Origin of the sequence: Pseudacidobacterium ailaaui (genome assembly GCF_000688455.1) — a bacterium.
Classification (GTDB): Bacteria; Acidobacteriota; Terriglobia; order Terriglobales; family Acidobacteriaceae; genus Pseudacidobacterium; species Pseudacidobacterium ailaaui.
In genome coordinates, this window is sequence record NZ_JIAL01000001.1 from 695,761 (window position 1) to 718,395 (window position 22,635).

Sequence of the window (22,635 nt, forward strand, 5' to 3'; positions counted from 1 at the left end):
GGTACGGATGCCCCAGCAGATTTCCGACCTTGGAAAAACCAGGACGTCCCCGGCAAACCGCCCTTTGAGCGCAGCTTTTGAGCAGAATGTGGGTTTCCTTCTAAGGATTCCCTTTGTTGCTTTATCGCCCTTTTATCTGTACCTGTCTATAAACTAGAAGAGGGCGATTTTTCCGCATCTAAAGGGGACAGAGCTTCGCCCAAACTTTCTTCCTATGATGTTGACCCGGTTTCGCCTTCTGGTTGCTTCTCTGCTGGTGGTTGCTTCGTTGACGGCCGCTGCCGACCTGGCGCCCTTTGATCTGGCCGGGCCGAAGGTGGATGTACGCGTCACCCGCTCCGGCAAGACCCTGCCCATTGGCAAGGTGCCGAACCTGCAAGCCGGAGACCGTCTCTGGATCCACCCCCAGATTCCGCCTGGACAGTCCGTCCGCTATCTCATGGTCGTGGTGTTTTTACGGGGATCGACCAACCCTCCGCCGGACAAATGGTTTTATAAGGCCGAGACCTGGGACAAAAAGGTCTCTGAAGAAGGCATCTATGTCACGGTGCCGGAAGGGGCCCAGCAGGCTGTGGTCTTCTTTGCTCCTTCCACAGGGGGAGACTTCAGCGCCATCCGCGATGCTGTCCATTCGCGTCCCGGCTCCTTTGTCCGCGCCTCGCAGGACCTGAACCAGTTAAGTCTGGACCGCGTCCGCCTGGATGCGTATGTGGAAGCGGTCCGGAAGATCAACGAAACCAACCCAGACCGCCTGAAGGACGTCTCTCCGCTGCTGGCCCGCAGCCTGAGCATCAAGCTTGACCAGGACTGCCTACAGAAAGTCGTCGAGCAGCAGGCATCCTGCCTTGTCCAAAAGCAAGACCAGCTTGTTATGGACGATGGGCACAGCCTCTCCGTGACCGACGCGCTGACCAGCGGCGCATCGAGCGACCTGGCCATGCAGCTCAGCTATACGCAGCGGGCTGGCGCCGGATACTACAGCCCCTACATCGCCTCCGTCATGGACATTGCCAAGATCCTCGAAGGCCTTCACACCGCACAGTATCAGTACATTCCGGCACTGAACGTGATTCAGAATGATGAGGTAGAGCTTAAGCTGAACACGCCTCCGTCCTTCCGGAATCCAAAATCCGTCATCGTCATGGCCCTGCCCGCAATTGACAAAGGGCATCTCCCCCCGCTCCGTCCGGTGGATGAAAAACAGGTGCAGTGTATCGCCAAGGACAATCCCGTCCTGCCTGCCGAGGGAGCGCCCCTCGCCTTTGCGACACAGTATGCCCATGACATGTTCCTGCGGGTCAAAGGCCGGAACGGCAAAGACATCGACATTCCGGTCAAGGCGGACCCGGCACAAGGCGGCTTCGTGGCCGACACCCACGGCATCCCGCTTGAGAATATCGACAGTGACACCGGCACGCTTCACGGCTGGTGGGGTTTTGAGTCCTACACTGGCCCCGTCTTCCACTTCCAGACCGGCAGGTCTTCCCACTGGGAGGTGGCCGCCACCGATAAACACGCCCTGGTGGTAGGACGCGACGACACCCTGCATCTGACCTCCGGCGATGCGGCCTGCGTAGACTCAGTGACCGCAAAGGATGCCGCAGGGCGCGAAATTACGACCACCTGGAAGATGGACCAGCCGGACCAGCTTGAACTCAAGGTGCCGCTCAAGGACTCCAGCCCCGGCCCGCTTGTGCTCCAGGTAAAGCAGGCTGGCATGAAGCAGCCTCAGGAAATACACCTGACCAGCCTCGAAGAGGCGGGAAAGTTTGAAAGCTTCACCATCAACGCAGGCGATGCCGAGGGGGTGCTGGCCGGGAACCGCCTGGATGAAGTCGCCAGTCTGAACCTCAAAGGCGTGGTCTTTACACCAGCAAAACTCGCCAACACGGAAACCGGCGATGCCCTCACCCTCCAGGCAGATGCTAAATCGGCTGCTGCCTTGCAGGCCGGGATCAGAACGACGGCCCAGGTGACCTTGAAGGACGGCCGGACGCTGGACGTTCCGGCCTCAGTGGTCGCTCCGCGGCCCAAGGTACTCCTGCTAAGCAAGAGCATCCAGCCTGACGATTCCGTCAAGGCCACCCACATCCAGCTTACGGATACCAATCTGGTCCCGCTGGACAGCCGACTCACCTTCTCTGTCAAAGCCGTTACGCCAGCAACTTTTTTCCCTGACGAGAAGATTGAAGTATCGACCGCCGATGGTTCCTTCCACACGACCCTAAGCATGGCCGATGGCGGGATCACACTCCAGGACGCAAAAACAGCCGTCATCTCTCTTGATCCGGCCCGGAGCTTCGGTGCTTCAGCCTTTGGCCCGCTGCGCTTCCGCCCAATCAGCGGAAATGGTACTCCTGGAGACTGGCAACCTCTGGCCACTCTGGTACGCCTTCCGGTACTCGAAGCATTGCAATGCTCCGGCGGCCCCTCCCAGATGTGTACGCTGAAGGGTGCAAACCTGTTTCTGTTGGAAGCCGTCGCCTCTGACTCTGAATTCTCCCAGGGCATGCAGGTCCCCGATGGCTTTGCCGGAAACGCCCTGCAGGTTCCGCATCCGATCAACGGGACCCTATACGTGAAGCTACGTGATGACCCCGACGCTGTCAGCACGGCCGTCCTGCCCCGGCCCTATGCGCCACAGAGGGTGGCCTTGGCGCCCGCCACGGCTGCAGCTTCGCCTTCCCAGCAGGTTGGGTCCGCACCCACGGTCGAGACCGGGCAGAGTCAAAAGCCAGGGCCGGAAACGCAGAACTCTCAGACGCAAAGCCAGGCCCCGCAACAGCCGGCTTCTCCCCGCCCATAAACGTCCCCCGGGCCATCTCCAGGCCCGGGAATCCGCAGCTTCCACACCTTTCCACAGCAATTGCACCCTTTCTGTGCCTTGCCCCTTCAGCAGCAAGGGCATAGCCTCAGGTCGGGGGGTTTTTGCACACCGGCTTGCTTCAGGGCTGATGCGGCTTTTTTGAGTTCTCCACAGCCAAAGTACTGAAATCGCACACACAAGGTACCGATTTGCATCTAAAATACAAGATATTGTGGTTTCTGCTTGACACACACTATTAACAGAGCTACCTTCACCTCTGCGGCACTAAATTTCTGCTGCGAGTTTCAGGGTATGATGCCGAGGGTCCACAAACCGAAAAAGCGATGCATACCCGGTAGTCTCTGTTTCTGAAGCCGTTCTTTTCCAGAACTGGATTTGAAGAATTTTTCTTCTGGGCGCTTGTTCCGCCCGGGGACCGGCTTTTTTCACTGCCGAAACCACCATATCCATGGAAGGAGACATCATGGCCGAGGCCACGAAGAAGATCACCAGTTCCGTTACCGCCTCCATCGCCAGTCGGCCCGCATCCGCGCTCAGGTTCGAGCGCTTCTTCTCAAAGGCGGGTGTTTCACCCTATGACGAAGTCCAGTGGGAGCGCCGTACGGCCTCCATCACGGATGCAAAAGGCAACACCATCTTTGAGCAGAAGGACGTTGAGGTCCCTCTGGACTGGTCCATGACGGCGACCAACATCGTCGCCAGCAAGTATCTGCACGGACAACTCGGCACACCCGAGCGTGAAACCGGAGTGCGCCAGCTGATTTCCCGCGTGGCCGAGACCATCCGCGACTGGGGCCTGGCCGGCGGTTACTTCTCCACCCCGGAAGACGCTGCCGTCTTTCACGATGAACTCGTGCATCTGCTGCTGACCCAGAAGGCAGCATTCAATTCCCCAGTCTGGTTTAACGTCGGCTGTGACCGTCTGGAGCCGAATTCTGATGCGCAGAACTGGCACTGGAACCCGCACACCTGTGCCGTCGAGTTTTCCGTCACCGGATACCGGAAGCCCCAGTGCTCAGCCTGCTTTATCAATGCCGTCGAAGACTCGCTCGACTCCATCCTGAATCTGGCCAAGACTGAGGGGATGTTGTTCAAATGGGGATCCGGCACAGGCACCAACCTCTCTGCCATTCGCGGCTCCATGGAGCTGCTCTCCGGCGGCGGCACCGCCTCCGGCCCGCTGAGCTTCATGCGCGGATTCGACGCCTTCGCCGGAGTCATCAAGTCTGGCGGCAAAACACGGCGCGCCGCCAAGATGGTCATCCTGAATGTGGACCATCCGGACATCATGGACTTCATCGAATGCAAGATGAAGGAAGAAGCCAAGGCCTGGGCGCTGATGCGCGAAGGTTATGACGGATCTGGTCCGGACAGCGAGGCATATTCTTCGATCTTCTTCCAGAATGCAAATAATTCGGTCCGCGTGACGGATGAATTCATGCGCGCGGTGGAAAAAGACTCCGAGTTCACAACCTACACCGTGAAAGACCACAAGCCGGTCCGGACCTACAAGGCACGCGACATCATGCGGAAGATCGCCGAAGCCACCTGGCAGTGCGGTGATCCGGGCATGCAGTATGACACCACCATTAACAAATGGCACACCTCGAAGAACTCCGGGCGCATCAACGCATCCAATCCCTGCTCGGAATATATGTTCCTCGACAACTCGGCCTGTAATCTTGCCAGCTTCAATCTGCTCAAGTTTGTTACACCGGCCGGGACATTTGACATCGCCGCCTATCGTCACGCAATTGACGTGATGATCACTGCGATGGAGATCCTGGTCGACAACTCCGGATACCCCACCGAGTCCATCGCGCGCAATTCACACGATTACCGCCCCCTGGGTCTCGGATACGCCAATCTCGGCGCACTGCTGATGGCCTTTGGTCTGCCGTATGACTCCGATGCCGGACGCGACTTTGCCGCTGCGCTGACTGCCATCATGTGCGGTGAAGCCTACCTGCAATCGTCGCGGATTGCCGAGAAATGCCCCGCGCTCGCCTCGGCCACACCGCTGACAGCGTCCGTGCAGCATGAAGGCGGGGCCTGCCCCGGTTTTTATGTGAACCGCGAGCCGTTTCTCGACGTCATCCGGATGCACCGTGCCGAAGTCAACAAGATCGGAAAGTCGAAGACCAGCAGCGAGCCCTTCGTGGTGCCCGAGCTTGACGCGCTGATCGCCGCCAGCAAAGACTGCTGGGACAAGGCGCTTACGCACGGCGAGAAATATGGCTATCGCAACTCACAGGTGACAGTGCTGGCCCCCACAGGCACCATCGGCTTCATGATGGATTGCGACACCACCGGCATTGAACCGGATCTTGCACTCGTCAAGTACAAGAAACTGGTCGGCGGCGGCATGATCAAGATCGTCAACAATACGGTGCCCGCGGCCCTCTTTAAGCTCGGGTATAACAACGAGCAGGTAGACGCAATCGTCAGCTACATTGACGCAACCGGCACCATTGAGGGAGCTCCCGGCATCAAGCCCGAGCACCTGCCCGTCTTTGACTGCTCCTTCAAGCCGGCCAAGGGTACGCGGTCCATTCATTACATGGGCCACATCAAGATGATGGCCGCCACCCAACCCTTCCTCTCCGGCGCTATCTCGAAGACCGTCAATCTGCCGCACGATTGCACGGTGGACGACATCGCTGAAGCCTATATGGAAGGCTGGCGCCAGGGCCTGAAGGCCATCGCCATCTACCGCGACGGCTCCAAAGGCGCGCAGCCGCTCAACGTCTCCGATGGCAACAAGGCCAAGGAGATCCGGCACGAACCCTCGGCCGCAGACCAGGCCACCGAGCGCATCCTCGCCGCAATGGCCAGTGGAAAGCCCGCTCCGGAAGCAGATCTCAGGACGCTGGAGGCAAAAGTCGCAGAGAAGGTTGAAGTCGCTTCCCGGTCCGTGCTCGAAGCGGCCAATGCATTCTCCGCCGCACTGGCGTCTCTTGCCGGTGAACCCGCGGCCGATGTGCAGGACCAAAGCGCACCGCCTCGCGCCGTCCGCCATCGTCTGCCCGAGGAACGCGCTTCCCTCACCCATAAATTCAGCATCGCCGGGCATGAAGGTTACATCACCGTCGGACTTTATCCCAATGGCCAACCTGGCGAAATCTTCATCCGCATGGCCAAGGAAGGCTCCACTGTCTCCGGCCTGATGGACAGCTTTGCTACCGCCGTTTCTCTGGCCCTCCAGCATGGAGTTCCTCTCAAAGTCTTGTGTGAAAAGTTCGCACACTCGCGCTTTGAACCTTCGGGCTGGACCGGCAACGAACAGATAGGATTTGCCAAATCCATCATGGACTACATCTTCCGCTGGCTCCAGTTGCGCTTCCTCTCCGGCCAGCAGTTGTCGCTCTTTGCCGGACTGGCGCCTGCTCCGGCAAGGAATGTCGTCCCGGACGAAGCACCCAAGGGCGCGGAGCCAAACGATCTGCCGCTCTCCCCGGAGCAGCACACTCCGGCCCGCGGCATGGGAGCAACCAGCGCCCCGCAGCGGGGAATCGTCCCGGATCTGATTGCCAGCGCCGAAGCCAAAGTCGAAGGCCTCCGCATCGAGGACCGTGGCATTTACCATGCCGCCGACGCGATGAAGGACCTCTATGACATGGGCGACGCCCCAAGCTGCCACACCTGCGGGGCCATCATGGTCCGCAACGGAAGCTGCTACCGCTGCATGAGCTGCGGCAGTACCAGCGGCTGCAGCTAAAACCGGCGCTGCACCTTCTCTTCAGCAGGCCAGCCAGAGCAGGAACTTCTCCTCTCTGGCTGGCTTTTGCTTTCTTCTCGCCCGCAGATGCAGAAAGGCCCTCCGCGGCGTAGCATGGTAGCCATGACGAAAAGGCTGTCCAGCAAACAGGGCGAAGAACTGCTCCGGACCCTCCGGGAACGCTTTGAAAAACATCCGCACCGCCATCCCGGCATCGCATGGGGCCAGGTGCAATCCAGGCTGGAAGCCGCCCCTGAAAAACTCTGGTCGCTCCATGAGATGGAAAAAACAGGCGGCGAACCCGATGTGGTCGCACTGGACCCCCAGACCGCCCAATACTTTTTCTACGATTGCGCGGCTGAGAGCCCGGCCGGACGCCGCAGTCTTTGCTACGACCAGGAAGCATTGGAATCAAGAAAAGAAAACAAACCCAAGGACAGTGCGGTCCACATGGCGTCCGCAATGGGGGTCGAACTTCTGTCCGAAGAGCAGTACCGGCAACTTCAGACACTCGGGGCCTTCGACACGAAAACATCAAGCTGGATCAGGACCCCGCAGGAGATCCGAAAGCTGGGAGGGGCCCTCTTCTGCGACCGCCGCTACAATACGGTGTTCGTTTACCACAACGGGGCCGAATCCTATTACGCGGCCCGGGGATTCCGGGCCTGCCTGCGTGTGTGATGCTTCCGCAAGAAAACAACATTTACTTTGGCACCTGTACTTACAAAATCTTCTAAATCAAGCATCTATAAAATCAATCCATAATTTTCTTGACAGAGATGAGAATTTTTATATAGTTTGCATCGCGAATTAAATAAAGCGTCTGAATTCCCCCCTCTACCCGGTACACGCCTCTCTTCCAGGGGGAATTTTCCCGCTGCCCACAGGAGGAAACCGATGGCGCACCTTCGCTCGCTCTGGACCAGACCAGAGATGCTTCACTCAAGAACCTCAATTGGAAAGCCCCTTCCACCATGCTTCTCCTTATGTCTTCCCTACCTCGCGCTTTTGCTGGCATTTGTTCTGATTCCATCGCCGGCCACCTTCGCGCAGGAAAACACCTATGCGGATTCGTATCTGCCGCTGGTCTACCCTGTCGAAAATTCAGGCGCGCATTTTCCCGCTCCTAACTTTCCGGACTTCGCACACCTTCCCATCATCCGGCCATTGCCAGACCCTTTCCGGTTTGCCAACGGATGGCGAGATACGCGTTTCCAGAGCTGGGAGCGCCGCCGGAATGAAATCAAAGCGGCAATCGAAAAATATGAAATCGGCCCCAAACCCGACTGCTCTGATTGCACAATTACGGCCAGCTACACGCCGCCGACGGCTACAGCCAAAGGAGTCCTGACCGTCAATGTCACAAGAAATGGCAAGACCCTGACATTAACGTCAGGGGTCTATGTTCCCTCAGGAATGGGCAACGGGCCCTTTCCGGCGCTCATCGCGATGACCTTCTTTTCTTTTGGCACCGGACCTAACTATGGCTCTCTCCCTGCGAGCGCCTTCGCCGGCCTGCCCGTAATGACGCTGGATTTTGTCCACAACCAGGTGACCAACTACTCTTTTTCCTCGCCCAGTAAGCATTCCACTGACCCCTTCTACCAGCTCTATCCTGAACTTTGTGCAGGCTTGTGCAATGGCACCAGCAATTCCGGCCAATATGCTGCCTGGTCATGGGGAGTAAGCCGCCTGATTGATGGCATGCAGATTGCCAGCCATCAGGCGGTCAACCCTCTTCCAGTAGACATGAAGCATCTGGCCGTGACCGGTTGCTCCTATGCTGGAAAGATGGCCCTCTTTGCCGGAGCGTTTGATGAGCGTATCGCGCTGACCATTGCGCAGGAAAACGGCGGGGGCGGCGCTCCTGCATGGCGTGTCTCGCGTGAAATTGAGCCGCAAGGCTCCGTAGAGGATGTCGACGATACCAACTACGATTGGTTTGGCGGCCAGATGCAGCAGTTTGCAGCCGAAAATGTCTACAAACTACCGGAAGACCACCACGAGCTGATGGCCATGGTGGCCCCCGCGCGCTGCTTGAAACCGGCAATACAGATTTCTACTGGCTCTCCAACCGCTCCAATTACATCTCTGCTCGCGCTGCCCAGCAGGTCTACAACACATTCGGAATCGGCGATCGGTTCGGCTTCTATATTGATGGAGGACACCAGCACTGCGCGACCCTCCCGGCCGAAGCTCCCGCCATTACCGCCTTTGTGAATAAGTTCCTCTTTGGGCAAATGAATGTAGACACGGACGTTGAGATCCATCCCTATCCTTCCCTCGATTACCAGCGCTGGACCTGGTGGTGGAAAAATGGTCTGCTTGGGCTACCTAGCTTCCCCAACGACTGGAACACAGGTGGCACCGTTGTCATGGCGCTGAACAATCTTTCCGGCTTCTGGAGGTTCCCCGACCTGCTGTGGATTCAGACCGGAAACATGGTCAACGCTGGCTTCCAGTTTTCCATCCCGGGGAATCATCCTGCGGCGACGGCAACACTCGTCCAGGGAAATGTTCAGGCTGACATCTGGTGCCTGGATGGCAGCTCCTATACCATGACCATTCCCCTGCCCGCGAACCAGTCCTATTCCATTCCAGCTGGAAGTCCGCTCTGGGTACCGGGAAGAGGCACCTTTCAGGGATCTGCGCAAGCATCTGGGTGCAGCACTAACGCATCGCCAGGAATCCTCGTGAACGCCTATCTCTCTGCCTTGAACACCAGTACGGGAGTCGGGAATCCCCCCACTGGAACAGGAGTCACCTCCAGCGATCTTGCCGATCCGCTCAGAATCCGCTTCAGCTGCAGTACGGAGGGCGAAAGCACTCCACCCAGCCCACCCTTGACTGTCAACTTCCAGCCGTAGCATTATCTGTCCTGCTCAGTGCCGGCGCCTGAGCAGGACATCCTTTTAAGAGACCTCCCATCGCCCGTCTCACCAGCTTTATTGGAACTGTTCCATACGGATACCCAGCTCGTATTTCTCGCCGTGCTTCAGCATCTCGTCCCACGTGACTTCGCGCTGCTCACGTGCGGCCATGCGCCCTAAGATGCAGCTTCTTGCGCTTTCCACTCCTGCAGCAATCTGGTTGTGGAATTTGCCCGAAGTAATGCTTTCGATAAAGCCTTTGTCTTTCTCCGCATCGGCCTGCGCCAGATTGTCGCTGAAGGCCCCATTGGCGGCAAACGATCCTGTCGGTTGCGCCGTGCTTCCTGCCCACGTCCACGGATTGTCGCCAAGGATGCGCAGCGGTCCGGAATAGGGCATCTCCGCAATCCCCTTCTCGCCGAAGAAGCGTTCCGAAACATCGAACCAGCGCCCCGGACAGAACTGCGTCGAGGAAAAGCTGACACGCACATCCTCCGGATAGGTAAAGACCACCTGATAATTGTCCGAACAGTCGCCCGGATGCGTGAGAATATTCCGTCCGGCCTTGGCAATGGCCTTCAGAGGATGCCCCTGCAAGGCCCAGTTACAGATGTCAATCACGTGAATGTTCTGCTCCACAAGGATGTCCCCTGACAACACGCGGTCCCAGAGCCAGCGACGGATGCGCAGTTCATCCGGAGATGCTCCGGGGAAATCCGGATAAGAGGACGGCGGAGCATTGTACCAGGCCTCAACACACGCAATCTTGCCCAGTTCGCCGGCATGGATCCGGCGCACGATCTCAACAAAGGGCGGTGCGCTGCGGATCTGAAAACCAACGTCCACGCTGACCTTGCCCTCTGCGTATTTCGCAATTTCCAGCGCATGGTTGGTCTGCGCAATGTCCACACCTACTGGTTTTTCGCAGTAGGCGTGCTTGCCTCCCTTTACAACGGCCTCTAGGTGCTGCACGTGAAAGAACGGCGGCGTGGAAATCTGGATGGCGTCAATGTGTGGGGAAGCCGCCAGCTCCTCATATGCCTTGGAGCCCCGGAACATCAGCTTTGGTTCCGGACCGGAGTAGCCCAGTGACTGATTGATCTGGTCAAAATGCGCCTTGCCCGCATCGAGCTTGTCCTGAAACAGGTCGCCCAGCGCAACCACACGGGCGTTCGTGTTTTTCGCAAACGATGTGGCAACGGCAGTGCCGCGGTTGCCGCATCCGAGCAGCGCATAGCGGACGGCAGAGTTGGCCTCATAGCCGAAGGCCGTCTTCGGTTTCACCAAAAGCAGTCCGGAAGCCGCGGCAGATCCAGCGAGAAATTGCCTTCTGTCCATGGAATCTCCTGTTCTTTCAATTTGCAGCATGCTGGCGACGTCCACTCAGCCGGCAAACATCAGAGCGTGGCTGGAAGAGTGGGTCCGCAGACGGCCCGGTCCATCCACACACGGAACTGGAGCATCGGAAAGAGGTAGATGCGCGCTCTTCGGACGAATCCAGACCGCATCCTCTTACTTGGCCGGGAATGGCTCCTTGTTCCTGCATGGACCCATGAATTTTATGACGCGCCGCTGCTCTGCACCTTTTCAATGATCCGCTGAAGGTACAGCTTCTCTTTGCGGATGTCTTCCATCTGCTGTGCGCCTTCAATTTCACGTTCGATGGTGACGGCCCCGACGTAGCCCAGTTTGTGCAGCTTGGTGAAGACCTTTTCAAAATCTACCAGTCCTGTACCGATGAGCACCTCTTCACCCAGCTTCATCGGGTCCGTGGGCCACTTGCCGTCCTTTGCGTGAATACTGCGCACGTGTGGGCCGATGATGTCCACTGCATCTACCGGATTTGCCTTGCCATAAAGAATCAGGTTGGCTGTGTCCAGCCCGACGGCAAGGTTAGGATGGTTCACATCCATGATCGCGCGCGCCATCGTGGTGGGCGTCTCTTGCCCGGTTTCCATCAGAAAATGCTGCCCATTGTTGGCGCAATGCATGGTGATTTCGCGGATGGCCAGAACGGTCTCATCATAGAGCGGATCGCGCGGGTTCTCCGGAATAAATCCACAGTGGGTCTGAATTTGCGGGATGCCGAGCAGTCTGGCAAAGTCCGAGGTCTGTTTGAGTGCATCCAGCCGGGCCGCGCGGCTTGCACGCGGAACAAGACCAATGGTTGAGGGACCGTCTTCAAAGTCCCACACCAGGCGCCCGGGACCGACGATCTCTGCCGTCGTGGCAGTAATGCCATACTTCTGGAGTGCGTTCCCTATCTGCTCTGCGAGCTGCGGGGTAAATTTGCCAATATGGTGGTCAAGTGAGAGAAAGCAATTGTTCAGGCCCAGTTGTCTCACGCGGGCAATCGGCCCTTCCGGGTCATCGCCAATACGAATCAGCACACCCACGTCCATGGGCTTGAGTTTGTTTTCGGCGGCGTAAAACTGTCGCGCGGTGAGCGCGCAGGCAGCCGCAAATGCTCCTGCTTTAGCGAGAAATTCCCTTCTTTGGATCAACAGCGTGGCCCCTCCGCTTTGGTAAGGATTCCAAAGCGAAGACTATCACAGGAAGCAGGGGCCCGGTCATGTTTGAAGTGCAAAAGAACAGCGGGCCATCGGGCCCCCTTGCCGCATTGGCTCGCGCAAGGGGGCAGAAGCTGCATACAGTCGGCCTTAGGGCTGGGAGCCCGCGGCCGTGTCCAACTTTGCAGTCTTCTCCTCTGCCGAAGGCTCCAGCACAACCCCGTCATACAAAGAAGCGGCCGCCAGCCTTCCTCCCAGGGACTGGATGGAGCGCACAGTCCATCCGGTGTCCCACCATTTCCAGTTTTTGCTCTGGATATCGATGCCAAGCACAATGGAAGAACGCGCCGAGGTCACAAACAGTCGGTTACGCTCTGTGTCATAACGGAGTCCATTGATGTCAGCGATGGGAAGCGTATCCATATGCTGCCAGCTCTGGCCGTGGTCCGTACTGTAAAAGACGCCCTCGCGTCCACCAATCCACAAGCTGTCGTCCGGGGCCGTGGCAACGGCCTGTACCCCGCTCAACCGCGAGGGCAGCGGAACAGGCACCCATGTCACCCCACTGTCGGAAGACATCATCAGCTGAGAGCGGTTCGCCGCCAGGGCCGCGCTGCCCTTTATGCTGACATAAAGGAAGTTTTCCCCCTTCAGCACCGGTCCATTCCATGCCGCCCCTTGATTCACGCTGCGATACACACCGCTCGACGTGGCCGCCAGCCAAATGGGTCCATTGGTGCTGATGTCGTTTACGCGAGCATCAATCGTACCTGCTTCGTGGGCCACCTGGATGGTCTTCTTTGTGCGCTTTTTTCCTTTTCCTCGGCTGTAGACCGTCTTTTCTGTATAGGAAACGACCTTTCCGTCCTCTTCCCACAGTGATCCGTTCCACCGAAAAATACCGTGCTCTGTACCGGCCAGCAAAGTGCCGTCCTCAGCCTCAGCCAAGGTAAAGACGTCCTTGCCATTCAGACCCTCGCTGCGCTGCTGCCAGCTTTTTCCGCTGTCTTCGGTGACAAAAATACCCCCATATCCTTTGTCATTGAGCACGCCGGCATAAATGGTCCCGGGGTGTTTTGCATCCACAAGCAGAGCTGCCACCTGACGCTGCGAAAACCCGCTGTTCGATGCCACAAAGGTGCGTGCCGCATCCCGGCTCTGCAATACCCCGCTCCGGTCCGTTGCCAGCAGAACATGCTGCGGATTGGATGGATCAATATAAATATCATTGATGATGACGTCTGGCCCCGTCATCCGCGACCAGTTCACTCCATCGTCAGTCGTCTTGTACAGGCCCTCGGTGGTCCCCGCATACACGGTTTTGCGGTCTGACGGGTCCTGCATCAATACCCGCGTGCGCCGGGCGGTGGAGGGAATGCCCTGGACCTTGCGATAAAGTTCGCCTGCGCTGTCGCTCCGGTAAATTCCCGAACAGGCGCTGGTGTAGACCACCGTAGGCCGGCTGGGATCAATGATGATCGAGAAGACGTCGGAATCGTCAATCAGGCCTTGCTTGATATTGTGCCAGTTCGCACCGCCATCGGTGGTCTTCCAGGGAAGGTGCCATGTGCCGGCATAGATGGTGTTCGCATCATAGGGATCAATCGCGACGGATTCCACCTCATGGATCTCCGTGCTTCCCTGAGGGCTGATGAGCTTCCAGTGCTCCCCTCTGTCCTCACTCCGGTACACACCCGTCAGTGTTCCTGCCACCAGAATCTTAGGGTTTGACCGGGACTGTGCCAGAGCGCGCACCGATTGTCCTTCCATGCCTGAAGAAGATGCCCACGTCAGTCCTCCATCATGGCTCACATAGATACCACCGGAGGGACGGTCCACCTGCCACACACCCGCAAAAAGCGTCTTTGCATCGGCAGAATCCACAATCAGGCTGTCCACAACCAGGTCATCGGACTTGCCCAGATGTGCCAGCCGCTTCCATGTGTTTCCGCCATCTTCTGACTGATAAATCCAACTGGTTGTCGTCCCCAGATAGATGTGCTGCGGGTCGGTAGAGGCAGCGGCAAAGCTACGCGCATCGCCTCCGTCCGGGCCAACCGGCAACCAGCGCTGGGACTCGGCGTGAAGGAGGTTGGTTCCCAGAAAAACACCTGCAATACCAAGGAGAAAATACTGCAATCGCTTGCTCTTCATCATGTTCCAGTACTGAATTCGTTTCCTGCGGATTGGATGACAGAGAAAAGGCCAGCCGATGCTCTGGCTGGCCTGAAGATTTCACAACAGTTTCATTGCATGGACTACTGCTGCTTCTTCGCTGCGTGATGATGGTGCCTGGTGGCCAGCGCCTTCCGCGGCTGCGCCTTGACTCCGGATTCATCCACGGCAGTGGTGCCCGGGACATCGGAGTCGAAGTTAGCACCTGCCGGCACGAGGTAGTTCTCCACTTCCTTCGAGCCTGCGCTGCCGGTCCGCACTTCGATGCGGCTGGCATCAATGCCCTTCTCCTTCACCAGGTAGTCCTTGGTGTTGACCGCACGCTGAGCGGCAAAGTCAGGCAGCGGGTGCTTCCGCTTCGCTGTCTTGGCAGCTTCGGCCTTTTCCTTGTCGGTCTCATTGCCTACGACAACCACCTTGGCGTCGGCCGAGCGCTGGGCGTTGAGCGCCACATCGTCAAGGCAGGCCTTGGCTTCGTTGTCTACGCGGGTCGGACGCCGCTTGTCACGATCAAAGTTGATCGAGCAGAGCGTCTGGGTCTTCGGGGCCGGAGGTGCCGGGGCATTGATCGTTACCGAGCAGGTCCCGGATGCCGTCTGGCCTTTGTCGTCTGCGACATTTGCAGTCACGGTAATGGTCCCAGCCGGTGCGCCGGTGGTAGACAGGGTCGCCGTGTTGCCTGTGCCGCTGATGGATCCAGCCGAAGCGCTGTAGCTGTAGGTCAAAGGACGGTTCTGCGGGCTTACACCAGTCGCTGTCACCGTGACCGTGTCTCCCGGATTGACCGTGGACGGATTCACCGAGCAGCTCACTGTGGGCGGCTCATACTGCTTCACCGTGAAGTTCGCCGTGCAATCGGCAAACTGGCCAGGCTTCTGGCCTTCGCTGACGTGGCCGGTGACCGTATAGTTGCCAGGCTGGAGGCTGGTGGTGTCCACCGTTGCTGTCGCCGTGTCACCCTTCACCGTCACACCCTGGCCCGACCAGCTATAGGTAGCGGTCTTCTTGGGGTTCAGGTTCGTGGCTGTGCCGGTAATGGTGATCGGATCGCCGGGGTAGACCGAGGTCGGGTTCGCCGAGCAGGCGTACTGCACGGGCGGCGGAGGCACGATGTTGCCGAACTTCCATACCAGACCGGTGCTCAAACGTGCGGCATTCACATTTGCACGTCCGCCAAACGAGGTCTCCGGACCATAGTTTACGTGGAAATACTCGTAATCGGCCTGGAAGAGGCGCAGGGCAATATGATGGTTAAAGAAAGGCAGGTTGTAGTCCAGCCCGCCTCCTGCGGTCAGGGCCGGTCCCCAGGTGTAGGCGTGAGCAGCATAGGGCTCAGCATTGGGTCCGCCAAGATAGACTGCACCCGCCAGAGCATGGACAAAAGGCGTAATGCCTTCCGAGGTCGGATAACGGAAGATCGGACCGCCCTGGATTGTCTGGGCACCATCATTGCGCCCATCCGGGTGGTTCGCATACTCAACCTGTCCACCAAAGTAGCGGTTGAAGTAGTATGCGATGCTGCCAATCGCACCATAATCAATCGAGGCATAGCGATCACTGAACACCGACCCATTCGGCTGGGGTGTGTTCACAGTGCCATGCGGCGCCAGATAAGAGTAGCCGGTAAATACGTCTACCCGGGAAACGGGTTGCTCAGCCGGAGCAGCCGGTTGAGAATTCGAACTCTGCCCGTAAAGACTCGATGCACCGAGTCCTACGGCGCAACTCATCAGCAGAATTCGGCCCACGGAACCTAACGGACGAGAATACATGCGTCTATCCTCCGCAACCATAGCTTTAAAAGTCACAACAGAAATTTCGGCCTAGACTTCAGACCGGACAGAAACCGCAGCAAAAAACTACGACGGTATAAAAACTTACCACATGTTCCACTAGGTTAGAACATAATTTCTTCAATAAGTTGCCTCGAAAACAACACAAATTTTCCAGGCACCCTGAAAGTTAACAGCGAATCTTGCGCAGTACAAACCGCCCATGAGGGTCCCGCCCGAAGCACGGAACACTACCCCTCTCTCGAAAGGAAATATTACCTAAGTTACTGAAATTAAAGTTACTGCAGATTTAAGGCGCGCTTCAAACTGCCGCGCTCATGCTGAATTTTTTCCTGCAAAAGCGTGATTGCATAAATCAACTGCTCCGGGCGCGGCGGGCAGCCGGGCACATAAACGTCCACAGGAATCACCTGGTTCACCCCCTGGACCAGCGCATAATTGTTGAAAACGCCCCCGGAAGTCGCGCATGCGCCCATGGAAATCACCCACTTCGGCTCCGGCATCTGCTCGTAAAGGCGGCGGATGACCGGCGCCATCTTCTGAGAAACACGGCCGGCAATTACCATCAGGTCCGATTGACGCGGAGAGGCGCGGAAGACCTCAGCGCCAAAACGCGCCACGTCAAAGCGCGAAGCACCCATCGACATCATCTCAATGGCGCAGCAGGCCAGGCCAAAGGTCATTGGCCAGATCGAGTTCTTACGGATCCAGTTGATGGCAGAATCCAGAGAAGCCAGAATGACCCCTTCCGGCTGGTCATATCCATAACTGACTTCCTGCAGTTTCTGCTGGTTTTTGGCACTGCTCTCCAGGTTTCCGAACAAATACCGGTCGCGCGCTAATCCGCTCATATCTCTACTATAACGCCCTGCTCCGCCGCAAAGAAGGTAGCAGGCGTTATGGCGAATGATTTTCCCTCAGTAAAACTTTTCTTTATTTGAGACATAAAAATTCTCTGTTTGCGAATTTTCGGAAATATGTAAAAGTAGCTGCAACATATTCTGGAACTTCACACAAACATTTTCTGTATCTCACGCACCGCGCTTCGTGCAGATTTTGCAGAAACGCGGGCTGGTAGTGGTCTATCTCAAAAACTCATTCGACGGGGTGTTATGCATCGTTGTCGCAGCATAAAAGTTTTTTTGGTACTGGTCCTCTCGGTGGGTTGCCTGATGCCCGCCATGGCGCAGACGACCGCCGCAGATGCAACCGCAAAACTTCAGGCCCAGGTGGCAGCGGCCCAATCCGGAGCTGACAATGCCTGGATGCTCACCAGCGCCGCACTCGTCCTGATGATGACCGGTCCCGGGCTGGCGCTCTTCTATGGCGGCCTGGTGCGGAAGAAGAATGTCCTTGGCACCATGATGCAGAGCTTTGCGATGATGGCCATCGTCACGGTGCTCTGGGCCTTTTTCACTTACAGCCTGGCCTTTGATTCCGGCACCAGCTTCATCGGTGGGCTGCACCATCTTTTCCTCAAAGGCGTCGGCCTTCAGCCAGACCCGGACTACTCGGCCACAATCCCGCTTCAGACCTACATGGTCTACCAGCTGATGTTCGCCATCATCACACCGGCGCTCATTACGGGGGCCTTTGCAGAGCGCATGAAGTTCAGCGCGATGGCGTTGTTTCTTACTCTATGGTCCATCGTTGTTTACTCGCCGATGGCGCACATGGTCTGGGGCAAAGGTGGTCTGCTCAATGCCTCTTTGGGCGGAAAGTTCCCCACGCTGGACTTTGCCGGCGGTACGGTTGTCCACGTTACATCGGGCGTTTCGGCCCTGGTGTGCGCACTCTATCTGGGCAAACGTCTTGGCTATCCTAAAGAGGCAACACCGCCCCACTCCGTCGTTCTTAGCTTTGTCGGCGCCTGCCTGCTGTGGGTGGGATGGTTTGGCTTTAACGCCGGAAGCGCGCTGAATTCCGGCACTTTGGCCACCAGCGCCTTTGTCAACACTCATTTTGGCGCCGCTGCAGCTGCCCTTGGCTGGATGGCCGCTGAATGGATCCGCAACGGCAAACCAAGCGCGCTGGGCGGGATCTCCGGTGCCGTTGCTGGCCTGGTGGCCATTACGCCCGCCGCAGGTTTTGTGCAGCCCATGTCCGCGCTCGTCATTGGGGCCGCAGCGGGCGTCTTCTGCTACTTCATGGTCTTCAAGGTAAAGAACTGGTTTGGCTATGATGATTCTCTGGACGCGTTTGGCGTCCACGGCGCCGGGGGTACACTCGGCGCTGTGCTCACGGGCGTCTTTGCTTCCAGTGCCATCAATCCTATCTTTAAAGATGCCCATGGCAACACGCTGCCTTCCGGGGCAGTGGATGGCAACTGGCACCAGGTCCTGAACCAGCTTGTAGGCATCGCGATTGCCTGGGTCATCTCCATCGTTGGCACCCTGGTCCTGCTGAAAGTTGTGGACCTGCTCATCGGACTTCGTGTGCCCCGTGAACACGAAGTGGAGGGACTGGACCTTACCCAGCATGGCGAAGAAGGCTACGATTTTGCTTCCTAAGCCGTAGAATGTTAGAACCTGTTACCCTGTAACCTCTGAGACGACACACTATGCAGAAGATCGAAGCGGTCATTCAACCGTCGAAACTGGATGCAGTAAAGGACGCCCTGCTCGAAGTGGGCATTGAGGGCATGACGATTCTCGAGGCCCGTGGACACGGCCGCCAGAAGGGCCACACAGAGTTCTACCGCGGGCGCGAGTACACCGTGGACCTGCTGCCTAAAATCAAGCTCGAAACCGTGGTCCCGGACGAGCTGGTCGAGAAGGCCGTACAGGCCATTCTTTCTGCTGCGCGCAGCGGCAAGATTGGTGACGGCAAGATTTTTGTCTCGAAAATTGATGAAGCCATCCGTATTCGGAATGACGAACGCGGACCTTCAGCACTGTAGTCCCATGCAAGTACCTTCATTCTGAGCAGAGTCCCGGACCTTCGCACTCGCTGTCGAAGGTCCCGGCCCCTGCCGGTCCTCAGAATGATTTACTTTTCGCAGCCCGCACTGAATCGAAGACCGCATGACGCCTGAGCTTTCATCTCTCCCGCGCATACGGGATGCATATCAGAACGACATCGCTGACCTACGCCAGACCTTTGAGCGCAGCGGAGACGGATCGGCCGCCATCCGCCGCCGCTCCACCCTGGTGGACAAGGTCATGCGCCAGCTATGGACCGAGCTGGTGGCCACACACGCTGAGCCATTCAATATCACTTTGATTGCCACCGGAGGCTTCGGACGCAAGGAGCTGTTTCCCTACTCCGATGTGGACGTGCTCTTTCTCTGCGGCAATGACAGCGCCGAACGCGATTTTCACCAGGTCATCCGCACCTGCCTTCAGGCCATGTGGGACATTGGCCTGCGCGCAAGCCCCTCGATCCGCACCTGGAAAGAGTGCGACCGCGTTGACCCTGACAATCTGGAATTTCTCGTCTCCTTACTCGACCGCCGCTATCTTTGTGGTGACTACTCCCTCTTCCGGCGCTTTGAGAATGACCTGCTGCCTCCGCTGGTGTTGCGCGAATGGAACACCATCGTCCAGAACCTGGCTGAGCTGGCGCGGGCCCGTCATGCAAAATACGGCAACACCATCTTTCATCTGGAACCGAACATCAAAGAGTGTCCGGGCGGCCTGCGCGACTACCACCTGGCACAATGGCTGACGCTGCTTTTTTCCTTACAGGAAACCAAGGCCTGGCCCAAACCCAGCGGAAATTCTTTTTTCACCGTCCACAACGATCTGGAATCGGCCTTTGATTTCCTGGCCGCGACGCGATGTTTTCTCCATTACCGCAGCGGCCGCGACAACAATACGCTGGACTGGCATGCCCAGGATGAAGCTGCCGCGCAGAGCATTGGCCTTGAAACCCGGGGCAGCGCCGACCCGGCCTACTGGATGCGCACCTACTATCGGAATGCCCGCACGATCTTCCGCCGCGCCTCGCTGCTTATGGATGATGTGCCTCCGCCGCGCCGCTCGTTTTACAAGCAGTTCCGCCGCCGACGCACCCCGGTCCCAGGCACCGATTTCTTCCTGGAACAGGGGCGGCTCGACCTGGACAGTACGGCCACCATCCATGATGTGGAAACCGTGCTGCGCATCTTTGGCCTGATCGCCAAACATGGTTACAAGCTCAGCCAGGGCGCTGAAGACCGCATCACCGAGGCCCTGCCTGTCCTCGCCGTGCAAATGCCGGAGGGGCCTTTCCTCTGGAACTGCCTGCGTGAAATCCTTCTGGGGCCCTACGCCGCCCACGCCCTGCGCACCATGCACGCGCTCGGGGTCCTCGAACTGGCCATCCCGGAGTTTCACGGCATTGACGCCCTGGTCATCCGCGATTCATACCATCGCTACACCGTGGACGAGCACACCTTCCTCGTCATCGATCATGTTCATGCTCTGCGCCAGCCCGCCCATGACTGGGAGAAGCGCTTTGCCACGCTCCTGCCGGAAATTGACCGCCTGGATCTGTTTCTGCTGGCCATCCTGATGCACGACACCGGCAAGGCACGCCGCACCGGAGACCACTGCGTCCAGAGTGTGGAGCTGTGCGAGAGCCTCTTTGCCCGCCTTGAATTTGAACCCGAGGAACGGGAGACCGTCCGCCGCCTCATCCGCAATCATCTGGACATGTCCGCGGCCCTGCGTCGCGACATCTTTGATCCGCAAAGCATCCGCGCCTTCGGTGAAAAGGTAAACAGCCAGCAGCAACTCAGGATGCTCACGCTGCTCACCTATGCTGACATCAAGTCGGTCGCGCCGGAAGCCCTCACGCCCTGGAAAGCGGAAAACCTCTGGCAGCTTTATATCGCCACCTCCAACTTTCTGGACCGCAGCGTGGATGAAGAGCGCTATCACGTGGAAAGCGATACAGGTACGCTCAACCGCATCCTGGCGCTTGTTCCGGACCGCAGCGAAGAGCTCAAGACCTTCCTTGAAGGAATCCCGCAACGCTATTTGCAGACGCACCTTCCCGACCAGATACGCGACCACTTTCGCATGGCATGTAATCTTGCAGCGGAGCCGGTACAGATTGCCTTCCGGCGTCTGCGCCAGTTGCATGAGGTCACGCTGATTACCAAAGACCGCCCCATGCTCTTTGCCGAAATGGCCGGAGTGCTCTCCGCCTGGGGCATGAACATCGTCAAGGCCGACGCCTTCTCAAACAGCGCCGGCATTATCGTAGATACCTTCCAGTTTACGGACTCCTTCCAGACCCTGGAGCTGAACCCTTCTGAAGTCGACCGTTTCCTGAAAAGCATCCGCGACGTCATCTCGCATCAGGTGCCCCTTGAGACCCTGCTGCGCGCACGCAGCCATGCCGACCGCTATCATCAGGTCCGGGTCAAGGTGGAGACCCGTCTTTCTTTTGACAATGAGGCGTCTTCTCACAGCACCCTACTGCAAGTGGTCGCCCAGGACACCCCCGGTCTGCTGCGCGAACTGGCCAAGGCCTTCGCCCAATGTCAGTGCAATATTGAGGTTGCCCTGATTGATACCGAGGGCGAAGTGGCCATTGACGTCTTCTATCTCACCGCGCAGGGTAAGAAGCTGCAGGCGCAGCAGCAGAAAGACCTGGCCGCAGCCATTGACCAGGCCATTGAGGCCCTGCGCCGCTAATTACTTCAGATAGGCCCGGACCAGGTCAATCAGGTCTTCTGCCAGGTCCGTTGGCAGTTGTGAATTTTTCTCTGTCATGTGCAGTCGGATATGGTCTTCCAACACCTCTGCCATAAGACTGTTGATCCCGCCCCGCACATTGGCCAGAAGCATCAGTACGTCGGCGCAGTCGTCTCCCCGGACAAGAGAGCGCTCAATCGCATCCACCTGTCCCCGGATGCGGCGGACGCGAGCAATCAGCTTCTGCTTTTCCTTCTCGGCCTGGCTCATGTTCTCAATATAGTGTTATCAATCAGCCGGGTTCCACCGACAAATGCCGCGAGAGCAACCAGAGTACCGGTGCTGACTTCGGAAACCTCCCTCAGAGTGTCAGGATCAACCACTGAAATATAGTCCACTCTGACCGAAGGCTCTTCTGCAAACACCTCGCGCGCCGCGGCAATCAGTCTGTGCGCGGCCCGTTCGCCCTGCTCCACCATCTCCTCGACCCGCTTCAGCGAGCGGGAGAGCACCAGCGCCTGCCTGCGCTCTTCAGGTGAAAGATAGCGATTGCGGGAGCTCATCGCCAGCCCGTCTGCCTCGCGCACTGTGGGACAGACCACAAGCTGCACGGGGAAATTCAGGTCTCGCACCATTTTGCGTAGCACGGCAACCTGGGCGGCGTCCTTCTGCCCAAAATAGGCCTTGTGCGGGCAGACAATGTGGAAGAGTTTGCTCACAACAGTGGCCACTCCCCGGAAGTGTCCGGGCCGTGACGCTCCATCCAGCCTCTCGCTCACGCCTTCCACAAGGACAAAAGTGCTGGCACCTTCCGGATACATCTCGTCTGCTGTGGGCGCAAAGACCAGATGTACACCTTCCCGTTCTAGCAGCCCGCAGTCCTGCTCCAGAGTGCGCGGGTATTTTGCGTAGTCCTCATTCGGCCCGAACTGCGTGGGGTTCACAAAAATCGAAACGGCGACAACATCACACTCCGCCCTGGCGGCGCGGACCAGGGAAAGGTGCCCTTCGTGCAGCGCGCCCATAGTTGGCACAAAGCCCAGAACGCGCCCCTCTCCGCGCAATTGCGCGCACGCAGACTGTGTTTCCTGGATGGATTGGAAAATGAGCATGGGTCC

15 protein-coding genes are annotated in these 22,635 nt (G+C 57.9%); 8 read left to right on the top strand and 7 right to left on the bottom strand.

The window, feature by feature from the left end:
- The first annotated feature begins 214 nt into the window (after nucleotides 1–214).
- From N655_RS17075 to N655_RS19675, 5 genes are all read left to right on the top strand, one after another.
- Nucleotides 215–2,806 (top strand): hypothetical protein, encoded by a 2,592-nt coding sequence (locus tag N655_RS17075; protein WP_155987494.1) that lies wholly within the window; start codon nucleotides 215–217, stop codon nucleotides 2,804–2,806.
- A 484-nt stretch (nucleotides 2,807–3,290) separates the two neighbouring features.
- Nucleotides 3,291–6,545, top strand: coding sequence for a vitamin B12-dependent ribonucleotide reductase (locus N655_RS0103245; protein ID WP_026441837.1), 3,255 nt, complete (start codon nucleotides 3,291–3,293; stop codon nucleotides 6,543–6,545).
- 123 nt (nucleotides 6,546–6,668) lie between these two features.
- On the top strand, nucleotides 6,669–7,226 hold the full coding sequence (locus N655_RS0103250) for a DUF4256 domain-containing protein (RefSeq protein WP_202900307.1): 558 nt from the start codon (nucleotides 6,669–6,671) through the stop codon (nucleotides 7,224–7,226).
- A gap of 216 nt (nucleotides 7,227–7,442) precedes the next feature.
- Nucleotides 7,443–8,765: a glucuronyl esterase domain-containing protein gene (locus N655_RS17080; RefSeq protein ID WP_049961224.1), complete on the top strand. Its 1,323-nt coding sequence runs from the start codon at nucleotides 7,443–7,445 to the stop codon at nucleotides 8,763–8,765.
- Between the two features lie 20 nt (nucleotides 8,766–8,785).
- Nucleotides 8,786–9,412: a hypothetical protein gene (locus N655_RS19675; RefSeq protein WP_155987495.1), complete on the top strand. Its 627-nt coding sequence runs from the start codon at nucleotides 8,786–8,788 to the stop codon at nucleotides 9,410–9,412.
- Between the two features lie 78 nt (nucleotides 9,413–9,490).
- On the opposite strand, the gene N655_RS0103260 is transcribed toward N655_RS19675, so the two are convergent.
- The 5 genes from N655_RS0103260 to N655_RS0103280 form a co-directional block, all read right to left on the bottom strand.
- Nucleotides 9,491–10,753 (bottom strand): Gfo/Idh/MocA family protein, encoded by a 1,263-nt coding sequence (locus N655_RS0103260; protein WP_026441839.1) that lies wholly within the window; start codon nucleotides 10,751–10,753, stop codon nucleotides 9,491–9,493.
- Nucleotides 10,754–10,974: 221 nt separating this feature from the next.
- Nucleotides 10,975–11,919 (bottom strand): sugar phosphate isomerase/epimerase family protein, encoded by a 945-nt coding sequence (locus tag N655_RS0103265; protein WP_238324458.1) that lies wholly within the window; start codon nucleotides 11,917–11,919, stop codon nucleotides 10,975–10,977.
- Nucleotides 11,920–12,075: 156 nt separating this feature from the next.
- A complete protein-coding gene (locus N655_RS17085) occupies nucleotides 12,076–14,082 on the bottom strand; it encodes a WD40/YVTN/BNR-like repeat-containing protein (protein WP_238324460.1) in 2,007 nt (668 codons plus the stop codon).
- A gap of 101 nt (nucleotides 14,083–14,183) precedes the next feature.
- Nucleotides 14,184–15,872 (bottom strand): OmpA family protein, encoded by a 1,689-nt coding sequence (locus N655_RS0103275; protein ID WP_026441841.1) that lies wholly within the window; start codon nucleotides 15,870–15,872, stop codon nucleotides 14,184–14,186.
- 299 nt (nucleotides 15,873–16,171) lie between these two features.
- On the bottom strand, nucleotides 16,172–16,744 hold the full coding sequence (locus N655_RS0103280; protein ID WP_026441842.1) for an NADH-quinone oxidoreductase subunit B: 573 nt from the start codon (nucleotides 16,742–16,744) through the stop codon (nucleotides 16,172–16,174).
- Nucleotides 16,745–17,074: 330 nt separating this feature from the next.
- On the opposite strand from N655_RS0103280, the gene N655_RS0103290 reads away from it, so the two are divergent.
- The 3 genes from N655_RS0103290 (at nucleotide 17,075) to glnD (ending at nucleotide 21,517) form a co-directional block, all read left to right on the top strand.
- Complete coding sequence (locus tag N655_RS0103290) at nucleotides 17,075–18,403, top strand: ammonium transporter (RefSeq protein ID WP_155987645.1); 1,329 nt, start codon at nucleotides 17,075–17,077, stop codon at nucleotides 18,401–18,403.
- A gap of 50 nt (nucleotides 18,404–18,453) precedes the next feature.
- Complete coding sequence (locus N655_RS0103295) at nucleotides 18,454–18,792, top strand: P-II family nitrogen regulator (protein WP_026441844.1); 339 nt, start codon at nucleotides 18,454–18,456, stop codon at nucleotides 18,790–18,792.
- Between the two features lie 124 nt (nucleotides 18,793–18,916).
- Nucleotides 18,917–21,517: a [protein-PII] uridylyltransferase gene (glnD, locus tag N655_RS0103300; protein WP_026441845.1), complete on the top strand. Its 2,601-nt coding sequence runs from the start codon at nucleotides 18,917–18,919 to the stop codon at nucleotides 21,515–21,517.
- On the opposite strand, the gene N655_RS0103305 is transcribed toward glnD, so the two are convergent.
- Both N655_RS0103305 and panC read right to left on the bottom strand, forming a co-directional pair.
- Nucleotides 21,518–21,787, bottom strand: a complete 270-nt coding sequence (locus tag N655_RS0103305; RefSeq protein ID WP_026441846.1) for a metal/formaldehyde-sensitive transcriptional repressor — start codon at nucleotides 21,785–21,787, stop codon at nucleotides 21,518–21,520.
- The gene (gene panC, locus N655_RS0103310; RefSeq protein ID WP_026441847.1) at nucleotides 21,784–22,629 is read right to left on the bottom strand and encodes a pantoate--beta-alanine ligase; all 846 of its coding nucleotides are present in this window, start codon (nucleotides 22,627–22,629) and stop codon (nucleotides 21,784–21,786) included. Before panC ends, N655_RS0103305 begins: the two co-directional genes overlap by 4 nt.
- Between the last annotated feature and the right edge of the window lie 6 nt (nucleotides 22,630–22,635).

Coding starts and splice junctions, on each gene's coding strand:
- N655_RS0103275 (WP_026441841.1), bottom strand. CDS start 15,872: ATGTATTCTCGTCCGTTAGGTTCCGTGGGCCGAATTCTGCTGATGAGT.
- N655_RS0103290 (WP_155987645.1), top strand. CDS start 17,075: ATGGCGCAGACGACCGCCGCAGATGCAACCGCAAAACTTCAGGCCCAG.
- N655_RS0103250 (WP_202900307.1), top strand. CDS start 6,669: ATGACGAAAAGGCTGTCCAGCAAACAGGGCGAAGAACTGCTCCGGACC.
- panC (WP_026441847.1), bottom strand. CDS start 22,629: ATGCTCATTTTCCAATCCATCCAGGAAACACAGTCTGCGTGCGCGCAA.
- glnD (WP_026441845.1), top strand. CDS start 18,917: ATGACGCCTGAGCTTTCATCTCTCCCGCGCATACGGGATGCATATCAG.
- N655_RS19675 (WP_155987495.1), top strand. CDS start 8,786: ATGAATGTAGACACGGACGTTGAGATCCATCCCTATCCTTCCCTCGAT.
- N655_RS17080 (WP_049961224.1), top strand. CDS start 7,443: ATGGCGCACCTTCGCTCGCTCTGGACCAGACCAGAGATGCTTCACTCA.
- N655_RS17075 (WP_155987494.1), top strand. CDS start 215: ATGATGTTGACCCGGTTTCGCCTTCTGGTTGCTTCTCTGCTGGTGGTT.
- N655_RS0103305 (WP_026441846.1), bottom strand. CDS start 21,787: ATGAGCCAGGCCGAGAAGGAAAAGCAGAAGCTGATTGCTCGCGTCCGC.
- N655_RS0103295 (WP_026441844.1), top strand. CDS start 18,454: ATGCAGAAGATCGAAGCGGTCATTCAACCGTCGAAACTGGATGCAGTA.
- N655_RS0103245 (WP_026441837.1), top strand. CDS start 3,291: ATGGCCGAGGCCACGAAGAAGATCACCAGTTCCGTTACCGCCTCCATC.
- N655_RS0103280 (WP_026441842.1), bottom strand. CDS start 16,744: ATGAGCGGATTAGCGCGCGACCGGTATTTGTTCGGAAACCTGGAGAGC.
- N655_RS17085 (WP_238324460.1), bottom strand. CDS start 14,082: ATGATGAAGAGCAAGCGATTGCAGTATTTTCTCCTTGGTATTGCAGGT.
- N655_RS0103260 (WP_026441839.1), bottom strand. CDS start 10,753: ATGGACAGAAGGCAATTTCTCGCTGGATCTGCCGCGGCTTCCGGACTG.